Here is a 17,220-nt window from a genome sequence, read left to right as displayed (position 1 = left end):
GCCGCTGCATACATCAGCTGCTCTCTTTTTTCTGCTTCATAAAAGCAAGGATGGCAATGCCGGAACAGACGAGCACAAACAGACCGCCCAGCAAATACACAGACCTCGCCCCGTATGCATCTGCAATCAATCCAACAAAGAAAATAGATAAACCGACAGATACAGAAGAAAGGACGTAGTGAGCCGAATACACCTTTGATAAATCACGTACTGGCGTTGCCGTTTGAAGAATGGTTTGCTGCGAAACATCTCGGATTTGGTAGGCAGGCCCCATCAAAATACAAAGCACCAAAGCAAGCCATGGCAGGCTGTTCAGTGAATAGACAATGGTCAGCACTGCATAAATGAATGAACCAGCTGCCATAAAGAGGAGAAGCTGTTTTTGAATAAACCGGCTTATCCATGCAGCTAAGAGCCCGCCTATGATGGCACCTGTATAATAAGCGGCATTGATAAATCCCCACCATTCCTCACCTTGCTTTAAATCATGGGTGACAAAGGCAAGCGTAATCGCCCCGATCCACACAGCACCCGCAATATTTTCACAAACATCCATAAAGGTCAGGGTGCGTACCGTTTTATTTCTCCAAATGATCGTCCAGCCATCTTTGAAGCTGTTCATCTTATTTGCTTTTCGAACCGTCTCTTCTTGCTTGAGAAGAGGAAAAACAGGGATGAAAAATAGATAAGACAATACAATCATGACACAAGTAATCCACATTAAATAAAATGGACCGATCAACAGGACGAGCATTCCAGTGAACGAATAGCCGGCGATTTGAACCGTTTGATGAAAAATCGAGGCCGTACTGTTCGCTTTCACAAGCTGATTTGCTGGTACAAGCATCGGCATGATGGCCTGCATTAAAGGACTGATGAACCCGCCTGTGAGGGAAATCAAAATAAGCGCACTAAACAGCCAGACCATATGCTGCTGAAAGAAGTGAAATTGGGCTGTAAACACGATGAGCATTCCAAGACGTAAAAGCGGGACCCATTTCAATAGGCGGCCAGCTTGAAAGTAATCGGTTAAAACAGGAGAGAAGAGCCCAGCCAATAGCTGGCATATCGTTCTGATCAGCGGAAATACAGCCGCATAGGCAACAGATTGTGTATCTTGATAAATGACAAACGTGATCGTCATGACAAATAGAATATCACTCAGCATGAGAAGGCTTTTACTGCTTGTATAACACCAAAACTTGTTTCCCATATCAAACCGGCTCCTTTTCAAAAACAAGTTCAGTATAGCATGGTGATGGTGTGTCCAGAGGTTTTTCATTGAAAAATACATCTTAAGGATGAGAAGATTGTGATAAGCTAAATGAAGGACATTGTAAGGAAAGGGGTTCAATCGATTGAAAAAATTACCATCACATGACTTTTTGGACAAACATGGCATCCCATATGAGGTCAAAACATTTTCTGCCGAAACAGAAAAGGGAGCAGCAAATGTAGCGGCAGCCCTTGGTTTTCGTGAAAGACAAATGATTAAAACATTGATTTTTGAAACAGGAGAAGGGGAGCAGCTGCTTGTGATGGTTGGTGCTGACCAGCATATTAAGTCAGGGAAACTAAAGAAAGCGGCCGGCTCCCGTAATATTAAAATGGCTTCACCGGAGAAGGTTCTTGAAGTGACGGGCTATCGAATTGGTTCGATTCCGCCGTTTTGCTGGCAGCCAGAAGGATTCCGCACGATCATTGAAGCTTCGTTATTAGAGGAAGAGGTATTAGGAGTTGGAGCAGGTGAATGGGGAAATGAAATCCTCATCACACCAGAACAATTAGTGAAAGCCTCAAAAGCTGTACCGTTTGACATCGTGCAGCCAGCCGAATAGAAAAAAAGTGCCTGTTTCAGAAGCAGGCACTTTTTTAATTGGCAGCAGGCGTAGTAAATGGTCCGATACCTTTCATTTGCAGGAAGGCATCCACGGTTCTATTTTCTTCAAGATCATTCGCCCGTTTGCACACAACAACAGGTCTGACGATCTCAATGCCTTCAATGTACACGCGCCCAATTTCTTGCCGCTTGAGACTGCCTCGAACCGCATCATGGGGAACAAGTGTGATGCCATAGCCAGCTTTGATCATTTGAATCGCTTCATGAACACCGCTGAATTGTAAATCAACGGTCGGTTTTTTGATCCCTTTCGAGGTAAATAATGAAAAGAGCTTATCTCTTGTGGAACTGCCTTCTTCACGCATCAAAAAAGGCTCCTGGCTCAGGCGTTCTAGCGGGACCGTTTTTCCGTCCAACGGATGGTCTGCCGGCACAATAAAATCATAGCTTAAATTCGTTAAATGAGAAGTGAGAATTTCCTCATGGTGCAAATCCTCGATCACAGCGATGGCCACATCTGATTCATATTGAAGCAGGCTCTCTAAAACTTGAGCGGAGTTTCCGCTTTTTAATTCAATTTCTGTCTGTGGTGAAGAAGTTTTAAAGGCAGCAAGCCAATCTGGCAGTAAAAAGTTAAGTGGTACATAGGTAGAAGCGATGCGGAGCCGCCCTTTTTTTCCGTTTTGTAAAAGTGTAATCTGATATTCTACTTCTTTTTCAGCCTCGAACACTTGCCGGGCATAAGGATATAGAATTTTCCCCATTTCCGTAAGTGTAATGCCTCTTCCATTTCGTTTAAAAAGACGGAAACCGATCTCACTTTCAATGCTTCTAAGTTGAGCCGTCACAGCTGGCTGTGTCAAAGATAGCGCGTCTGCTGTTTGTGTAACGCTTTTTGTCTCTGCGACCTTTGCAAAAATTCGAAGGGCATGTAAATTCAACTTTGCACCACCTATCAATTATTTTGATGGTTTAATCAAAAACATTCATTAGATTTATTATAAGGCATCCCTTATTGTAAAGATAGCGAAGGGGGAAGAGAAAATGGATCATCGTCAAAAGCAAGTGGTGTCAATATCGCTCATCACAGCATTTGCACTGATTGGGGATTCAATGCTTTATATTGTTCTTCCGATCTATTGGAAAGAGGTTGGTTTATCATCTATTTGGGAGGTCGGGCTGCTGCTGTCCATCAACCGATTCATTCGCATCCCGCTAACACCTGTTGTTTGGTGGCTCTATCGGTTTGTCCCAATGAAGACCGGTGTATTGATCGCTATTTTGATTGCATCAGTGACCACAGTGCTTTATGGTGTGAGCGGTTTTTGGCTGCTGCTGATCTGCCGCTGCGCTTGGGGGCTGGCATGGACGTTATTGCGTATGAGTGGAATGAGATTACTTGCTGAGATGGAGGAAGGCTCACAAGGGCATTATACGGGTATTTATAATGGGCTTTACCGGCTTGGCAGTTTATTTGGCATGTTATTTGGTGGAATATTCGCCAGCCTGATCGGTTTCCAATCCATGACGCTTGTCTTTGGTTTACTCACATTACTAGGAGTCATTTTTTATGTCTCTTTGGATGAGATTGAAAAGGGAGAAGAGGGGCAGGTGTATCAAGTCATCAAACAGAGATGGCTTGCACGAGATGTTGTAAAAGTATTGATGACAGGTATGCTGATCGCACTTGTGATACAAGGCTTATTCGCATCAACCCTCAGCCATGTCATTGAAGCAAGGATCGGTCATGGAGAATTTGCTCTGTTCGGCTTTGTCATCGGAGCTTCGGCATTAAGCGGAATCATTCAAGCGCTCAGATGGGGATGGGAACCATTTGTCGCACCGAAAACAGGCAGATGGTTTGATCGTCTTGTGATGAAGGAACGAACGCTTTGCTGGATGTTTCTTTCATTTGGAGGTCTCAGTCTTCTTGCGGTCATGCTGAAAGTAAGCGGCTGGTTTCTTGTGATGCTGCTTTTGATCCAGCTGATGTCAACAATCTTAACGACATTAACGGATACGCTTGCTTTTCAAAAAGCGTCTGCTCAAACAGATAAAAACCGCTTCCTCGCAAGCTATTCCTTTGTTCAAGATATGGGAGCGGCTTTAGGACCCTTGTGCGGGTATACGATGATTCAATTTTTTGGATCAGGCAGCGTCTTTTGGCTGATGCTCATCATAAGCTTATTTCTTGTCAGCATGTGGGCAAGAGGCAGGGAGCTGCATGTTTCTTCTGATCCAGCGTAAAAAATCAATCATTATAAAAAAACTGCCTCATGCGCTGAATGCAAGAGGCAGTTTTTTTATTCTAGATCTGAATCATAGGCTTTTTGCGTCAGCTGGCTGACCACCTCTTTTAACCCATTTGGTTTATGAAACTCAACAGGTGTGCTTCCTTTTTCGAAGACGATTTGGTCTGCTTCAACGAGCACGACATATCGATTGTTGAGCTTTGCAATATGGATCGAGTGGCCAAAGTCTGCTAGAAGACCTTTGATTTCCGTTTCGCCTAGACGCATTTTCATTGTGATATCAGGGGTTTGTTCAACAATATGGGAGGCTGCTTGTGTAACCTGCTCTGTATCGAGTGTTTCTCTAATTTCTCGTTTTTCACTCGCTTCCCATATTTCAAGATCCTCTTCAAACTGCTTTAATTCTTCACTTTCATCCTGTAATGTTTCAAAAACCTGTTCCTGTACCATATTCATGACCTGTGATTTCATAATTTCAGGCATGGATTCACCGTATTCGACGAACTTCAAAAAGTCTTCAAAATAACGAGCGTGTGAGGATTGGTGAATTTTTACTTCTGCTTCTTCAGTCATGCCCTCTTCTGGCATAAACGGGTATTGAATCGATTTCATGTTTTTTGTCGTAATAGCCATTTCGACTTTTCTAATCAAGGTAGATGTATCAGCGATAGAAGCCACTTTCTGTTCGAAATCGCATTTCATAATAAAGACAAAGGAATCATCGAAATACTTTTTAGGAACGGCAGAAGCAACTAAAAAAACGCCGCCTCTGACAGCACTTGTATCTAAATATGTGCGAACAAACTGTTCACTGCATTCATTAAACAATTCTTTTGTATCTGCAAATCTCGTTTGATGAAATAGATTGTAGTTTGGGTTTGAATCGAGCTCATGACCGGGTTCTACAATAAATCGGCCAATTTTGGTCGGTACTTGTTCAGATTTAGGGTGTCTGTCCACTTTACGTTTGACGATTTTTTTCAGCTCACCGTCTAAAAAGTCCTTCAGCTCACTTTGTTCAAATTCCTCTTGATCTAGTGTTTGATAATGTTTAAACCGTTTATTTGCTTGTTCATCTTTGCCTTCAATTTCCACGACAAAGAATGATAGAAAACGTATCGTAAAATCCATTGATTGGTCACCACTTTTTCTTCTTCGGATATGTTGAGTATAGAAAAAGGAGTGAAAATCGTCAACGAATGGAGAAATATCGTGTCATTATTTCCCGAGAAATGTTTATTGAAAAACACTTGATAATAATTATCATTCTTGATAGAATGATAAAAGAAAAGAAGGAACCTGCCAGTTCCTTCATCTCAGTGAAAAATAGATTATTTTGTTTCAAATGTTTCGCAATCAGTTTCAGTATTGCGAGTCACTTCAGTCATCGTGTTTTTACCAATTTTAATGGTAGAAGCGGTACAGCTGTTTTCAGCCCAAAAACGGCAAGAGTTCACTTCACAAAGAACGTTTTGTGCCATGGGAATTCACCTCCGTGATTCATATTGAGAATGAAGCAAGCTGCCACTTGAATTCATTCAATCTAGTAGTCTCTTTGTAGAAAGAGGCTGTTTGTGCTGATTATGCACATGTTTATCATACCATCTACCCTGAAAATATACAATTTAAACTTTGGAAGAGCGAGAATATGAATCTCGCTCTTTTTTTATTTGTAAAAATAGTTAAATGCTAGGTGGCACACTCTCTCATTTCGACATATGAATAGAGTAGATTCAAAACCTGATGTCGGACAAAGTATGAGGGTACATGTACTGATTTTCCGCATAAAGATAGGGTTTTAATCAAAAATCTTCATAGAGAGATGAGGGGAGAAGATGAAAGCAGTCATTCTCTGCGGAGGAAAGGGAACGAGAATGAGTGAGGTCACACAAGCGCTTCCTAAACCACTTGCTATGATCGGAGATCGGCCTATTCTATGGCATATTATGAAAATCTATCAGTATTACGGTGTAGACGAATTTATCCTATTGCTTGGATATAAAGGAGAGAAGATCAAAGAGTATTTTCTGAACTACGACTGGCAGCATCACAGCATGCAGCTCGATATGGCGACAGGAGAAATGAAGCTATTAGGGAAATCGGAAAACTGGAAAATCACCTTTTTAGATACAGGTGAAGATACGATGACAGGCGGACGTTTAAAGCAGGCACAGGATTACATTGGTGATGAGACCTTTATGATGACGTATGGTGATGGACTGGCCAATATCAATATGTTTCATTTGCTTAAACGTCATCAGGATTTTGGAGCAGCTGCGACTGTCACAGGAATTGAAAAGAAGTCCCAGTACGGGACACTGAAGGTGTATAACGGGATGGCACAATCCTTCTCTGAGAAGACAGACAGTATCGGGATGATCAATGGAGGATTTTTTGTGTTGTCTCCAAAGGTATTTGATTATTTGACAGACGATGATCAATGCGTGTTTGAAGCAGAGCCTCTTCAAAATTTGGCGAATGATGGAGAGCTTGCCGTTTATGAGCATCACGGATTTTGGACAGCAATTGATACGTATAAAAACCTGAAGGAAATCAACGACATGTGGACAGATGGAAAACAACCATGGAAGGTTTGGTGACAGCATGAGCGGATTTTGGAATGGAAAGAACGTATTTGTAACTGGATGTACAGGGCTGTTAGGAAGCTATCTCGTCAAGGAATTGATTGATCAAGGGGCAAACGTGACTGGGCTTGTGCGTGATCAAGTGCCTCGATCGAATTTATATCAAGGCAGTCAATTTGAAAAAATGAATGTGGTGCAAGGCGCATTAGAGGATATGCAGACGATTGAACGTGCGTTAGGAGAATATGAAATTGACACCGTCTTCCATTTGGCTGCCCAAGCCATTGTTGGGGTCGCGAATAGACATCCTGTTTCTACATTTGAAGCGAATATCTTAGGGACATGGAATGTGCTGGAGGCTTGCAGAAGACAGCCGCTCATCAAACGAGTGATCGTGGCATCAAGTGACAAAGCATACGGTGATCAAGAGCAGCTTCCATATGATGAAGACATGCCGTTAAACGGGAAACATCCGTATGATGTCTCAAAGAGCTGTGCAGATCTCATTTCTCATACGTACTACAACACATACGGTCTTCCGGTTTGTATTACACGCTGCGGTAATTTATATGGAGGCGGAGATTTGAATTTCAACAGAATCATTCCGCAAACAATTCAGCTTGTGTTAGAAGGAAAGGCGCCGGAAATTAGAAGTGATGGGACATTTATTCGTGATTACTTCTACATTGAAGATGCAGTGAAGGCTTATTTGCTGCTAGCTGAGAAGATGGAGGAAAAAGGGCTGGCGGGAGAAGCCTTTAACTTTAGTAACGAAATTCAGCTGACAGTGCTTGAACTTGTAGATAAGATTTTAAAGGCAATGGGAAGTGAGCTGAAGCCTCGTATTCTCAACCAAGGAACACATGAGATTAAGCATCAATATTTGTCGGCAGAGAAAGCGAGAAAGCTGCTTGATTGGAAGCCTGACTACTCCATTGATGAAGGTTTAGAGAAGACGATTGAATGGTACCGCGAATTCTTTCAAAAATAGAGGTGTAAAAAGATGAACAGCATATATTGTACGGTTCTTTCAAGTGGAAGACTTTATCAAGCCATTGCGTTTTTCTTATCGTTGAAGCAAGTAGAAGATGATGCTGTCATCAAGACGTTATGTATGGATGATGCTGCATTTGATTTGCTTCATCAAATGAATTTCCCGCATGTGGATCTTGTTCATGTACGGGAGCTCGAAACACCAGAGCTGCTGGAGAAAAAAGAGGAACGGGATGCATCGGAATATTGCTGGACCTTAAAGCCGATTTGGATTGAGTGGTTATTTGAACAGGAGCAGGCAGAGAGCGTGACCTATCTTGATGCCGATTTGTTCTTTTATGAGAGCCCTCAGGTTATTTTTCAACATCAGCCGAATGCTTCTGTTTTAATTTCGAGAGGGGATATTGTCATTCCAAGCTTTGATGCAGAGGAAGTGAAGATGCTTCAGAAGCTTTTAGGACGCTATAACTCAGGCTTTCTACATTTTAAAGGAGATGAAGCCGGACGAAAATGCCTTAGCTGGTGGAAAGAAGAATGTCTAAAAGAATGTAAAAATGCACCGGGAGAAGGCAAGTTTGGCGATCAAGGATATCTAGATCATATGCCGAGGCTGTTTGACAAAGTAGAAGATATTGAGACAAAAGGCGTGAATATTGGTCATTGGAACTATGGGCAGCATTCTTATCGGGAGGAGAATGGACGTATTCTTCTGGAGGATGGGCAGCCGCTCATTTGCTATCATTTCAGCGGCTTTCGGATTGTGAGCAAGGATGAGATGCAGCAAATTCATGAAAAAGGACGAAATGACCTGCCGTTTTTCCAAGAAGCCTATCGGCAAGTGCTTCGCCATGTGATTGAATCTGTGGAGCAGGTCGATCCGCTGTTTAACGGCTATGCCAAACGGGAGGAGGATGACGCATGAACGAAAAGCCAAAGGTAAGCGTCATTATTCCAAGCTATAATGCCAAAGAGCGTTTAGAGGGGAGCCTTTTTTCTTTAACGCTTCAGGAAACAGATATTCCATTTGAGGTCATTGTTGCTGATAATGGCTCAACGGATGGCACGATGGAAATGCTTGAGAATATTGAGGTGAACTTCCCGTTTAAAAAGGTGCGTATTCCTGTCAATCAAGGAATTGCAAAGGGGCGTAATCATGCCATTCGCGAGGCGGAGGGAGATCTGCTCATTTTTCATGACAGTGATATGCTGGCAGAACCGAGGTTTATTCAAAAGCATGCAGAGGCCCATGCTGGCAGGGAGGATATTGTCATTTGCGGTGTGTGCTGGAAGCGAATTTATCGCTATTTTTACACAGCTTTTGATAAGGATCATATGAAGCGGTTGAAAAAGCAAGGACTGTATAAACGGAAAATGGAGGACAAAACGCCTCTTTTATCATTGGAAGAAGTCGAAAATGGTGCATTTCTAGAGAAAAGCTTCGATTTGCAGTCTGAGTTTATTGATATCCTAAAAGACATCTTGGAAACGTACCACTATGATTTAGGTTCTTATGAGCTGCCATGGCGATTTTTTATTACAAATAACTCCTCTGTTAAACGTAATCATGTCATGGCAATAGGGATGTTTGATGAAAATATTGTTCGTTACGGATTTGAGGATTATGATTTAGGGATTCGACTGAATCAGCTTGGTCTCTCCTTTGAATTGCGAGAGGATATCATGAGTGTGCATCAAGAGCATCCAAGTAATTTAACGTCGTTTGATGACATCAAATACAACATTTTGTATATGTGTGAGAAGTACAACAATATTGATGCCATTGATGTCCATTTAGCTTTCTCTGGTCCGTTTTCTCACACTGTGACAAATGATATTGTGAAAGAAGTTCGCCAGCTGCGTGAGAATCCAGCATTTGATGACCTGTTATCCTATTTTTTAGAGCTGCTTCATTTGATCACAGAGCGGAATGTAGGCATCAAACGGGATAAAAAAGATATGCTGACAGCCAAGCAAGTTCCTTTGAAAAAGCTGGCAGAAGCCGCGCAGCTTGCACGGCAGGAGTGTGGCTGCACGGTACTTGTAGAAGCCATTCAAGGGCTGACGAAAGAGTTGTTGCGCGTTGATTTGTTCCAAGTGGATGTGTTGTAAATGGCGTCTTATCACTTTACAACCATTGTGTCGAATACCCATGTTTTTAAGCTTTTGGCGCTGATTCATTCGCTTGAACAAAAGGCTCATGCATTCAAGTTGTCCGTTTTATGTGCAGACCCTTTGGCTTATAAGGTGTTAAAGGAGTTCCCTCATCCGCATGTTCAATATGAACAGCTTGAGGACATTGAAGATGATACGCTGCGAAAGGCAAAAGAAGATCGTACGTTTCATGAGTATTGCTGGACGTTAAAACCTGCTTATCTGCTTAATATTCTTGAGTCCTCAGATGCGGATTATCTTGCCCATCTGGATACAGATTTGTATTTTTATCATGATCCAGAGGCGATTTTTGCAGAGAATCCAAGCGCTCATTTATTTTTGACGGATCATATGAATTCCAAGCGGTTCTATCGTTATTACGAGTTGTCTGGCCGTTTTAATACTGGGTTTGTAGGCTGCCGTAACACAGATGTTGCCAAACAGGCAGTCACGCAATGGAAAGAAAACTGTCTTGCCCATTGTACTGTAGAAATGGATACAGAAAAAAAGACGTACGGAGATCAGCGGTATGTGGAAAGATGGGTTGATGATTTTGAAGGGGTTCATATCGTTGCATCTAAAGGAGCCAATGCGGCGATTTGGAACATTGAAAACTACAAGCTTTCAGTTGTAAAAGGAGATATGTATCTCGATGAATGTCCACTCTTGTTCTATCATTTTTCTGCCTTTACGATCATTGACGAGAATACCTTTAACCTTAATTGGTATTACTATATGAAAGAACAGAAGCTTGTGGATCATTTGTATATTCCGTATGCCGACTTGGTTCATCAAAAGATTAAACAGGTGCAAAAGGTATTTCCAGAATTTAAGCAAGGATTTATTGCGAAGAAGCATGTTCCTGACACGCATTTTTATGAGAGATGAAAAACCGCTCATTTATTGAGCGGTTTCAGCGTGTAGACAAATCCTCGCATTCGGTGTCAGTCCTGTGCGCTGGTGCTCACGAATAACATATTCGCTCCGCGCCAGTGCTCGTACTTCCTAGACTGCAAAGGTTTTCTATCACGCTGAAAAGAAGACAAAGTGCTAAAATACACATCATTTTATCCCTTTGTCAATAATTGAAAAAACCGCTCATTCATTGAGCGGTTTTCTTTTTATGATTCATTCCATTTGGAGATGGTTTGGTCGCTAGGAAGCAAGAAGGCTAGGATGCCTAATATCGGTAAAAAGGCAACACTGATCATGGTAGGCGTTAAGCCAAAGGCATCAATGAATGATCCGAGGGCAACCGATCCGATTGCACCCATACCAAACGCAAGCCCAACAGTTAAACCAGACATTGTGCCAATTTTCCCGGGAAATAGTTCTTGGGCATAAACCACGGTGACAGAGAAGCTGGATGTCAAAATGAGCCCAATCAGTCCGAGTAAAACATAAGCAAAAACGGGTCCGGCAAATGGCAGCAGCAGGGCAAGCGGGAAGGATGCCAATAAGGAAACTAAAATGACGTTTTTCTTGCCAAAGCGGTCTGCAAGCGGCCCGCCTAAAAATGTCCCAATTGCACCTAGAATGAGAAATAAGAAAATATAAGTCTGTGATTCTTTAATCGTCAAACCGTATTGTTCAATCGCATAAAACGCATAGAAATTCGAAATGGCATTTCCATACCAAGAGCGGGCAAAGATGAGAAAGACGATAATACCAAGTGCAATGAGTGCTGATTTACGATGAATATCAGATCTGACAGCTTTTGCAGGAGCTTTTTTCGCTTCGGCCCGAATGGTTTGAAGCCTTCCTGCGTACCATCTTGAAATATAAAGAAGGAAACCGACCGCCATCATTCCAACAATCGTAAACCAAGCCACGCCTGTCTGACCGAGCGGGACGAGCATTAATGCAGCGATAAGCGGAGCAAAGGCTTGACCTGTATTCCCGCCTACTTGATAGATGGACTGTGCAAGTCCTCGTCTTGGACCAGCTGCCATGTTGGCAACACGGGAGCCCTCTGGATGGAAGATCGCAGAGCCAAGTCCGATAAAGACAACGCAAAGCAGAATGGTGGCAAACGACGGAGCAAACGCGAGTCCGAATATACCGACAGCACTTGAAAATAAAGCAATCGGAAGTGCATAAGGCATCGGCCGTTTATCTGTGTACCATCCAATAGCAGGCTGCATCACGGAGGAGACCATATTTAATGTAAAGGCAATCAGCCCTAATTGTGTAAAGGTCAGCCCCATTGATCGTTCTAAAATAGGGAACATCGCAGGAATAACGGCTTGCAATGTGTCGTTCAGCATATGACAAATACCAATAATCAGTAAGATGGGATAAACCGTTGAGCCGGTAACAGAATGTTGAGGTTTATCCTTTGTACGAGCAGCAATGGCCAATGAGACTTCCTCCCTTCATTTATCTGTTTTCTGTTTTTTGCATTCTTCTCATTTTATTCATAAGGTGAACTATAAAACAATAGCAAATTGTCATGATTTAGAAAAAAAGAGACACAAGCGCTTGATGAAGCGTGTGTCTCTAAAGGGTTATTTATAAAAAGATGCGATCACAGGCTTCATTTTTTGAACGACGAGTCCACTGCCGCCTCGGTTTTTCACACCTTCGATCATGCCGACGAGGACGTAATCTTCTTTTTTAGGATTAAACGCAAGTAAAAATCCATTTTCAGTACCATCTGTTGCACCTTGTTTGCTCTTTAATTCTGCCGTTCCCGTTTTAGCGGCAATATCCGCTCCTTCGATTTGTAAGGAGTGGGCTGTTCCGTTTGGACTGGTCACGACCTTAGTCAATGCGTCTTTCACTGTGTTTGCCGAGCCTTCTTTGATGATTTGTTTTGGTGATGCTGTTTTTTCATCTTGAATCACTCGAGGGTAGACAAGCTTGCCTCCTGTAGCAAATGGAGAATAGGCATGTACTTGTTCAATCGGAGACATGAGTAATTCGCCTTGGCCATAAGCTGAGTCAGCCAGTAAGATATCCGATTGAATACCATCGTTTGATACTTGTGCAGGCTTCATTGTAAATGGCATGTGTAAGTCTTCGCCAAATCCAAATACTTTCACTTTTTTCTCGTAGGTGTCTTTGCCGATTTCGAGTGCTTCCTGTCCAAAATAAATATTGTCTGAGTACACAAGGGCATCGACCATATTTACTTTTTCTTTATCGTGAACCCGTGTGATGCGATAATTTCCCCAAGATTGATCCTTTTGCCATTTCAGTCCGTGAATGGTGCGCACTTTGTCAGGCTTTGTGACACCTGTTTCCAGCCCAATCGCTGCTGTAATGGTTTTGAATGTGGACCCTGGTGCATACCGGCTCGCATATCGGGCTTGGAATGGAAGGTCTGGGTTTTCACTGTATGCCTGATATTGCTTAGGTGTAATCCCGTTTGTCATGAGATTGACATCGTAGGAAGGGGTGCTGACAAGTGCTAATAGATCACCTGATGATGGATTCATGATCGTGACGGCCCCTTTTTCACCTTTTAGCTGATCATAGGCTTTTTTCTGTAAAGAAGCATCAATCGTCAGCTTCACTGTTTTTCCATCTTTTCGATCTGATTTTTGCAATGTTTCTTCAATGCCTGTTTCATCATGGACGATGAGAATGCTTCCGCCATCCTGACCGCGTAAGTTCTTGTCAAATGTGAATTCAAGGCCGGTTTTGCCGATGATTTGATCCGCCTTTAATGCTGGATTTCTTTTGATATCATCCGCATTTGCTTTTCCGACATATCCAGTGAGATGAGCGGCGGCTTCGTTATATGGATAGTAGCGCATTTCCTTTGATTGATAGGTGACGCCATTGACGTCCTTTGGAATTGGCTCCTGTTTTAACATCGATTTGAGCGGGACAAACGTGTCGTCTGTGACCCATGCTTGTTTCAGCTGATTGTTGATGAGTTCTTCCTCTATATCAAAAGCTTTGCTGATTTTTTTGATATTGCGTTCTTTTTCTTCACCTGTTCCGAGCTTTCCTGGGATGACGCCAAGTGCGTTTCCACCAGTTGTTTCTGCCAGTGTACGTCCTTTTCGGTCGACAATGTTACCGCGGACAGCAGGGTCTGATTTGACCTTGATGGTATCTCCTTTCTCCATTTGCGGGAAGATGAGATTTGGTTTCCAGTCCACTTTCCACTTGTCATCTTCTTCGGAGAGAATGCCCTTGTAAGACAGCTTATGCAGCTTGCCAAGAGACGTTTTCATCGTTACATCATAGGAAAATTGATATCCATTTCCTTTGTCCTGTTTTTCAACGTTGAGCTTTGATATGTTCAGATCATAAGCACCAATGCCGTTGAAAATATTGTCGTATTTTTCGGCTAGTTGTTTTTTTGAAAAGTCATTGGCTTTCAAAGATGCACTTGTCACCTCATCTGCCAGCTTCGTAAAGTCTTTCTTCTCCATATGTTTCGTAAAGTTTTGTGCGGCTTTTAAAGCCTCTTTTTCTTTTGAGAAAAGAGTATCTTTTAAGAAAAAGAAAGCAGCAGCCACTACGATGATGCTAAGAAGAGGGATGATGACTTTTTTCTGTTTCCAAAATGATTTTTTTTGATCCGTATACAATGAAAACACCTCAATTTTTGATTAGATCCTCTATATTTTACAGTGATTGGTCATGATTTGTATAGTTTCTCCTATGAAAATAGACCAAGAGATCATGTCGTGGTTTGGGTAATGGGAGTAAAATAACAGCTATTCATCATGAAAGATATCTTCATTTTTTCTTATGATTTAAAGGATTTCTAAAAAGATCATCGAATGTGGAAAATTAGAAAAAATATGACAAGCGCTTTCAATAGGGGGGAATTGTTATCGTTTATAAAAAGGTGAATTTGATTGGACTTGTTCTTGGACCGACACTCTTTTTGCTCGTTCTTTTTCTCATACCTGAAGATGAATTGACCTATGCTGCGAGGGTAGTCTTGGGCATTACAGCTTGGACGGCCACATGGTGGGTGACTGAAGCACTGCCCATTCCTGCTACATCTTTATTGCCCATCATCCTGCTGCCGACACTTGGCGGGCTTTCTATGGAACAGGCATCAAGGTCTTATGGAGATCCGATCGTTTTTATGTACATGGGAGGATTTATGATCGCAATTGCCATTGAAAAATGGAAATTACATAGAAGAATGGCCTTACACATTTTAAGGGTGATTGGCACAAGAAGTGACCGCATTGTATTAGGTGTCATGATCGCGACTGCTTTTTTATCTATGTGGATTTCGAATGCAGCGACAGCCCTAATGATGCTGCCAGTGGCACTTGCAGTGATTAAAGAGGTTAAGACAAATGAAATCTTATCTGGTCCATCACTTGATCGATTCAGTAAAAGCATCTTATTGTCAGTAGCGTATTCAGCGTCAATTGGAGGTTTGGCGACACTTGTCGGTTCTGTGCCAAATGCGGTGTTTGCTGCGATGTCAAAAAAACTGCTAGATCGAGAGATTATGTTTTTCGAATGGTTTTTGTTTGGTTTTCCTGTTGCGATGATTCTGCTCGTCCTTTTATTTTGGTATTTGACAAGGGTACAGTTCAAGGTAGAACACAAAGGTGAAATGAGTGTAGCGTTCATTCAAAAAGGATTAGAGGATTTAGGAAAAATGAAAAGAGAGGAAAAATGGGTATTTGTTGTTTTTCTCATGACGGCGTTCTTATGGATTTTTAAGCTCTTTTTGTTTGGAGGGATGACCGTATCTGATACGTCTATCGCCATTTTCGGTGCCATGCTGTTATTTCTCATTCCAGCAACAAATGGAGAGAGAATATTAGAATGGCAGGATATGAAAGAACTGCCGTGGGGACTTTTGCTTTTGTTTGGAGGAGGGCTTTCGCTCGCTACGGGCTTTGCAGAAACCAATTTAACAGGATGGATCGGAGAAAATTTACAGCATTTAAACGGGCTTTCGTATATCATGCTGTTGATTATTTTAACGGGAGCGATTCTGTTTATGACTGAAATTATGTCAAATACGGCTGTTGCCAATATGATTATTCCGATAACGGTAGGGCTTGGGCTTGCGATTGGAATCGAGCCATATGGGTTAATGGCTGCGGCTGCTTTGGCTTCCTCCTGTGCGTTTATGCTGCCGATTTCCACACCGCCAAACGCCGCTGTCTTTAGTGCGGACGTGCTGAAAATATCTGATATGGTCAGGGCGGGTTTTTGGTTAAATATCATCAGTATTGTGGTGATTGTTCTTGCGGTCTATTTCTGGCTGCCGGTAGTGCTGAAAAACTGAGCGTCTTAAGAAGAGGAAGGCTTTGACCGAATTGAGACGACTGGTGTTTTTGTTTCTTTTGGCTTCGGTGTTTGTGTGGATTTTTTGATGCATGTGTCCTTTGGTGTGTAATAGGTTGCCCCAATATTGAGCCTGCCTTGAAGCTGGTCAATAGAAAGCTCCCCAAATTCTATATGGTAATCAATTTTGTCCACGCGCAGGGATTCAATATGGATGTGTGTATCCTCTGAGACAGGAGCAGCTGGTGCAGACAATTTTTGCTCAAGAGCGGCGAGTCTTTTTTCTAGCTCAATGACAGATGGGGATGGATTGGATTCAGTTTTTTTAAAGAGTGATTGAATGAAATGTTTCAAGTAGACCACAACCTTTTCTTCCGCCTTACTCTAGTCTATGGAAAAGCTGCCCGGTATATACTTATAGAGATGACAAGAAAGGGGAGAAGCATATGCTGCCTACTCAGATTCACATTGCCCATATGAAAACGAATTCGATTGGCACAGGATCATCTATGACGTTTGGCTCGACGTTTGTTCGCAATCATTGCAGTACGATCAAACGAAATAATGGTTTTGGGGAACAGAATGCTGATGGCGTGATCACGATCCTGCCAATTGAAACAATTGATGATCGTGATCAAATAGACGCAGTGAGTATCAATATTCGTCATCTATGATGATAGCTGTCGCTTTTCCTTCATCCTTTTGCAGGCGGATGTAAAGTACACCGTCTTTAAAGGCAGCATTCATTTGACCGAGAATCATCTCTGGAAGGCGGATTTTCTTTTCAAACGGACCATACTTCCCTTGCTTTTGGCGAAAGTCCTGCTCGTTAAAAAAGGAAAAACGCTGTCCTTTCACAATCAAATATTCACCATATGATAACACCTGAACGTCTTCCTTTCGGTAGCCAGGCAAATAAATTAAGTATTGAATTTCTGTAGGGGTTTCCACCATGTCGATTGGAGGAAACGACGCATCTGATCCCCGCTGATCCTGCTGTGTGAATGTAAATGGAGATGGACCGTTTGCCATAAAGGGGGATCTTTGCTCATCATCGAAGATCATTTTCCAAAAATCATCTCCATGCATTTGCTGGGCAATATCCATCCACTGCTTCATTTTTTCGAAGTCCATGTGAAGACCTCCCGTTAACATACTTGATGGGTGCTTGCAT

The 17,220-nt window shown here is 42.3% G+C and carries 17 protein-coding genes; 9 read left to right on the top strand and 8 right to left on the bottom strand.

Annotation, left to right across the window (positions count from 1 at the left end):
- Positions 1–13: 13 nt before the first annotated feature.
- A complete protein-coding gene (locus tag JVX94_RS11080) occupies positions 14–1,213 on the bottom strand; it encodes an MFS transporter (protein WP_205183079.1) in 1,200 nt (399 codons plus the stop codon).
- Between the two features lie 145 nt (positions 1,214–1,358).
- Here JVX94_RS11080 and JVX94_RS11075 point away from each other — a divergent pair, with 145 nt between their 5' ends.
- A complete protein-coding gene (locus JVX94_RS11075) occupies positions 1,359–1,838 on the top strand; it encodes an aminoacyl-tRNA deacylase (RefSeq protein ID WP_205183077.1) in 480 nt (159 codons plus the stop codon).
- Positions 1,839–1,872: 34 nt separating this feature from the next.
- On the opposite strand, the gene JVX94_RS11070 is transcribed toward JVX94_RS11075, so the two are convergent.
- Positions 1,873–2,781: a LysR family transcriptional regulator gene (locus JVX94_RS11070; protein ID WP_205183076.1), complete on the bottom strand. Its 909-nt coding sequence runs from the start codon at positions 2,779–2,781 to the stop codon at positions 1,873–1,875.
- 103 nt (positions 2,782–2,884) lie between these two features.
- Here JVX94_RS11070 and JVX94_RS11065 point away from each other — a divergent pair, with 103 nt between their 5' ends.
- A complete protein-coding gene (locus JVX94_RS11065; RefSeq protein WP_095407923.1) occupies positions 2,885–4,087 on the top strand; it encodes an MFS transporter in 1,203 nt (400 codons plus the stop codon).
- A gap of 56 nt (positions 4,088–4,143) precedes the next feature.
- Here the strand turns inward: JVX94_RS11065 and JVX94_RS11060 are convergent, their stop codons facing one another.
- On the bottom strand, positions 4,144–5,223 hold the full coding sequence (locus JVX94_RS11060; RefSeq protein WP_024426661.1) for a DUF3900 domain-containing protein: 1,080 nt from the start codon (positions 5,221–5,223) through the stop codon (positions 4,144–4,146).
- A gap of 200 nt (positions 5,224–5,423) precedes the next feature.
- Positions 5,424–5,573, bottom strand: coding sequence for a DUF1540 domain-containing protein (locus JVX94_RS11055; RefSeq protein ID WP_072367870.1), 150 nt, complete (start codon positions 5,571–5,573; stop codon positions 5,424–5,426).
- A 354-nt stretch (positions 5,574–5,927) separates the two neighbouring features.
- On the opposite strand from JVX94_RS11055, the gene rfbF reads away from it, so the two are divergent.
- The 5 genes from rfbF to JVX94_RS11030 are packed head-to-tail and all read left to right on the top strand — an operon-like array spanning position 5,928 to position 10,709.
- On the top strand, positions 5,928–6,692 hold the full coding sequence (gene rfbF, locus JVX94_RS11050; protein WP_095407924.1) for a glucose-1-phosphate cytidylyltransferase: 765 nt from the start codon (positions 5,928–5,930) through the stop codon (positions 6,690–6,692).
- 4 nt (positions 6,693–6,696) lie between these two features.
- Positions 6,697–7,668, top strand: coding sequence for a GDP-mannose 4,6-dehydratase (locus JVX94_RS11045; RefSeq protein ID WP_025092661.1), 972 nt, complete (start codon positions 6,697–6,699; stop codon positions 7,666–7,668).
- Between the two features lie 12 nt (positions 7,669–7,680).
- Positions 7,681–8,592: a putative nucleotide-diphospho-sugar transferase gene (locus JVX94_RS11040; protein WP_144472509.1), complete on the top strand. Its 912-nt coding sequence runs from the start codon at positions 7,681–7,683 to the stop codon at positions 8,590–8,592.
- The gene (locus JVX94_RS11035; protein ID WP_205183074.1) at positions 8,589–9,779 is read left to right on the top strand and encodes a glycosyltransferase family 2 protein; all 1,191 of its coding nucleotides are present in this window, start codon (positions 8,589–8,591) and stop codon (positions 9,777–9,779) included. The genes JVX94_RS11040 and JVX94_RS11035 overlap by 4 nt, the downstream gene beginning before the upstream one ends.
- Positions 9,780–10,709 carry a putative nucleotide-diphospho-sugar transferase gene (locus tag JVX94_RS11030; protein WP_111291766.1) on the top strand — a complete coding sequence of 310 codons (930 nt, stop codon included), beginning with the start codon at positions 9,780–9,782 and terminating at the stop codon, positions 10,707–10,709.
- A gap of 233 nt (positions 10,710–10,942) precedes the next feature.
- On the opposite strand, the gene JVX94_RS11025 is transcribed toward JVX94_RS11030, so the two are convergent.
- Complete coding sequence (locus tag JVX94_RS11025) at positions 10,943–12,181, bottom strand: MFS transporter (protein ID WP_205183072.1); 1,239 nt, start codon at positions 12,179–12,181, stop codon at positions 10,943–10,945.
- Between the two features lie 147 nt (positions 12,182–12,328).
- The gene (gene pbp4, locus JVX94_RS11020) at positions 12,329–14,368 is read right to left on the bottom strand and encodes a penicillin-binding protein PBP4(5) (protein ID WP_095407928.1); all 2,040 of its coding nucleotides are present in this window, start codon (positions 14,366–14,368) and stop codon (positions 12,329–12,331) included.
- A 263-nt stretch (positions 14,369–14,631) separates the two neighbouring features.
- Here pbp4 and JVX94_RS11015 point away from each other — a divergent pair, with 263 nt between their 5' ends.
- A complete protein-coding gene (locus JVX94_RS11015) occupies positions 14,632–16,047 on the top strand; it encodes an SLC13 family permease (RefSeq protein WP_111291769.1) in 1,416 nt (471 codons plus the stop codon).
- Between the two features lie 5 nt (positions 16,048–16,052).
- Here the strand turns inward: JVX94_RS11015 and JVX94_RS11010 are convergent, their stop codons facing one another.
- Positions 16,053–16,409 (bottom strand): hypothetical protein, encoded by a 357-nt coding sequence (locus JVX94_RS11010; protein ID WP_111291770.1) that lies wholly within the window; start codon positions 16,407–16,409, stop codon positions 16,053–16,055.
- Between the two features lie 83 nt (positions 16,410–16,492).
- On the opposite strand from JVX94_RS11010, the gene JVX94_RS11005 reads away from it, so the two are divergent.
- Complete coding sequence (locus JVX94_RS11005) at positions 16,493–16,720, top strand: hypothetical protein (protein ID WP_039177063.1); 228 nt, start codon at positions 16,493–16,495, stop codon at positions 16,718–16,720.
- Here JVX94_RS11005 and JVX94_RS11000 read toward each other — a convergent pair.
- A complete protein-coding gene (locus JVX94_RS11000; RefSeq protein WP_205183070.1) occupies positions 16,701–17,180 on the bottom strand; it encodes an Hsp20/alpha crystallin family protein in 480 nt (159 codons plus the stop codon). The genes JVX94_RS11005 and JVX94_RS11000 overlap by 20 nt on opposite strands.
- Positions 17,181–17,220 lie beyond the last annotated feature (40 nt).

It is taken from the genome of Bacillus sp. PDNC022, assembly GCF_016919285.1.
In the GTDB taxonomy this organism is placed as follows: Bacteria; Bacillota; Bacilli; order Bacillales; family Bacillaceae; genus Bacillus; species Bacillus safensis.
This window is presented reverse-complemented; position numbering and strand designations above follow the sequence as displayed.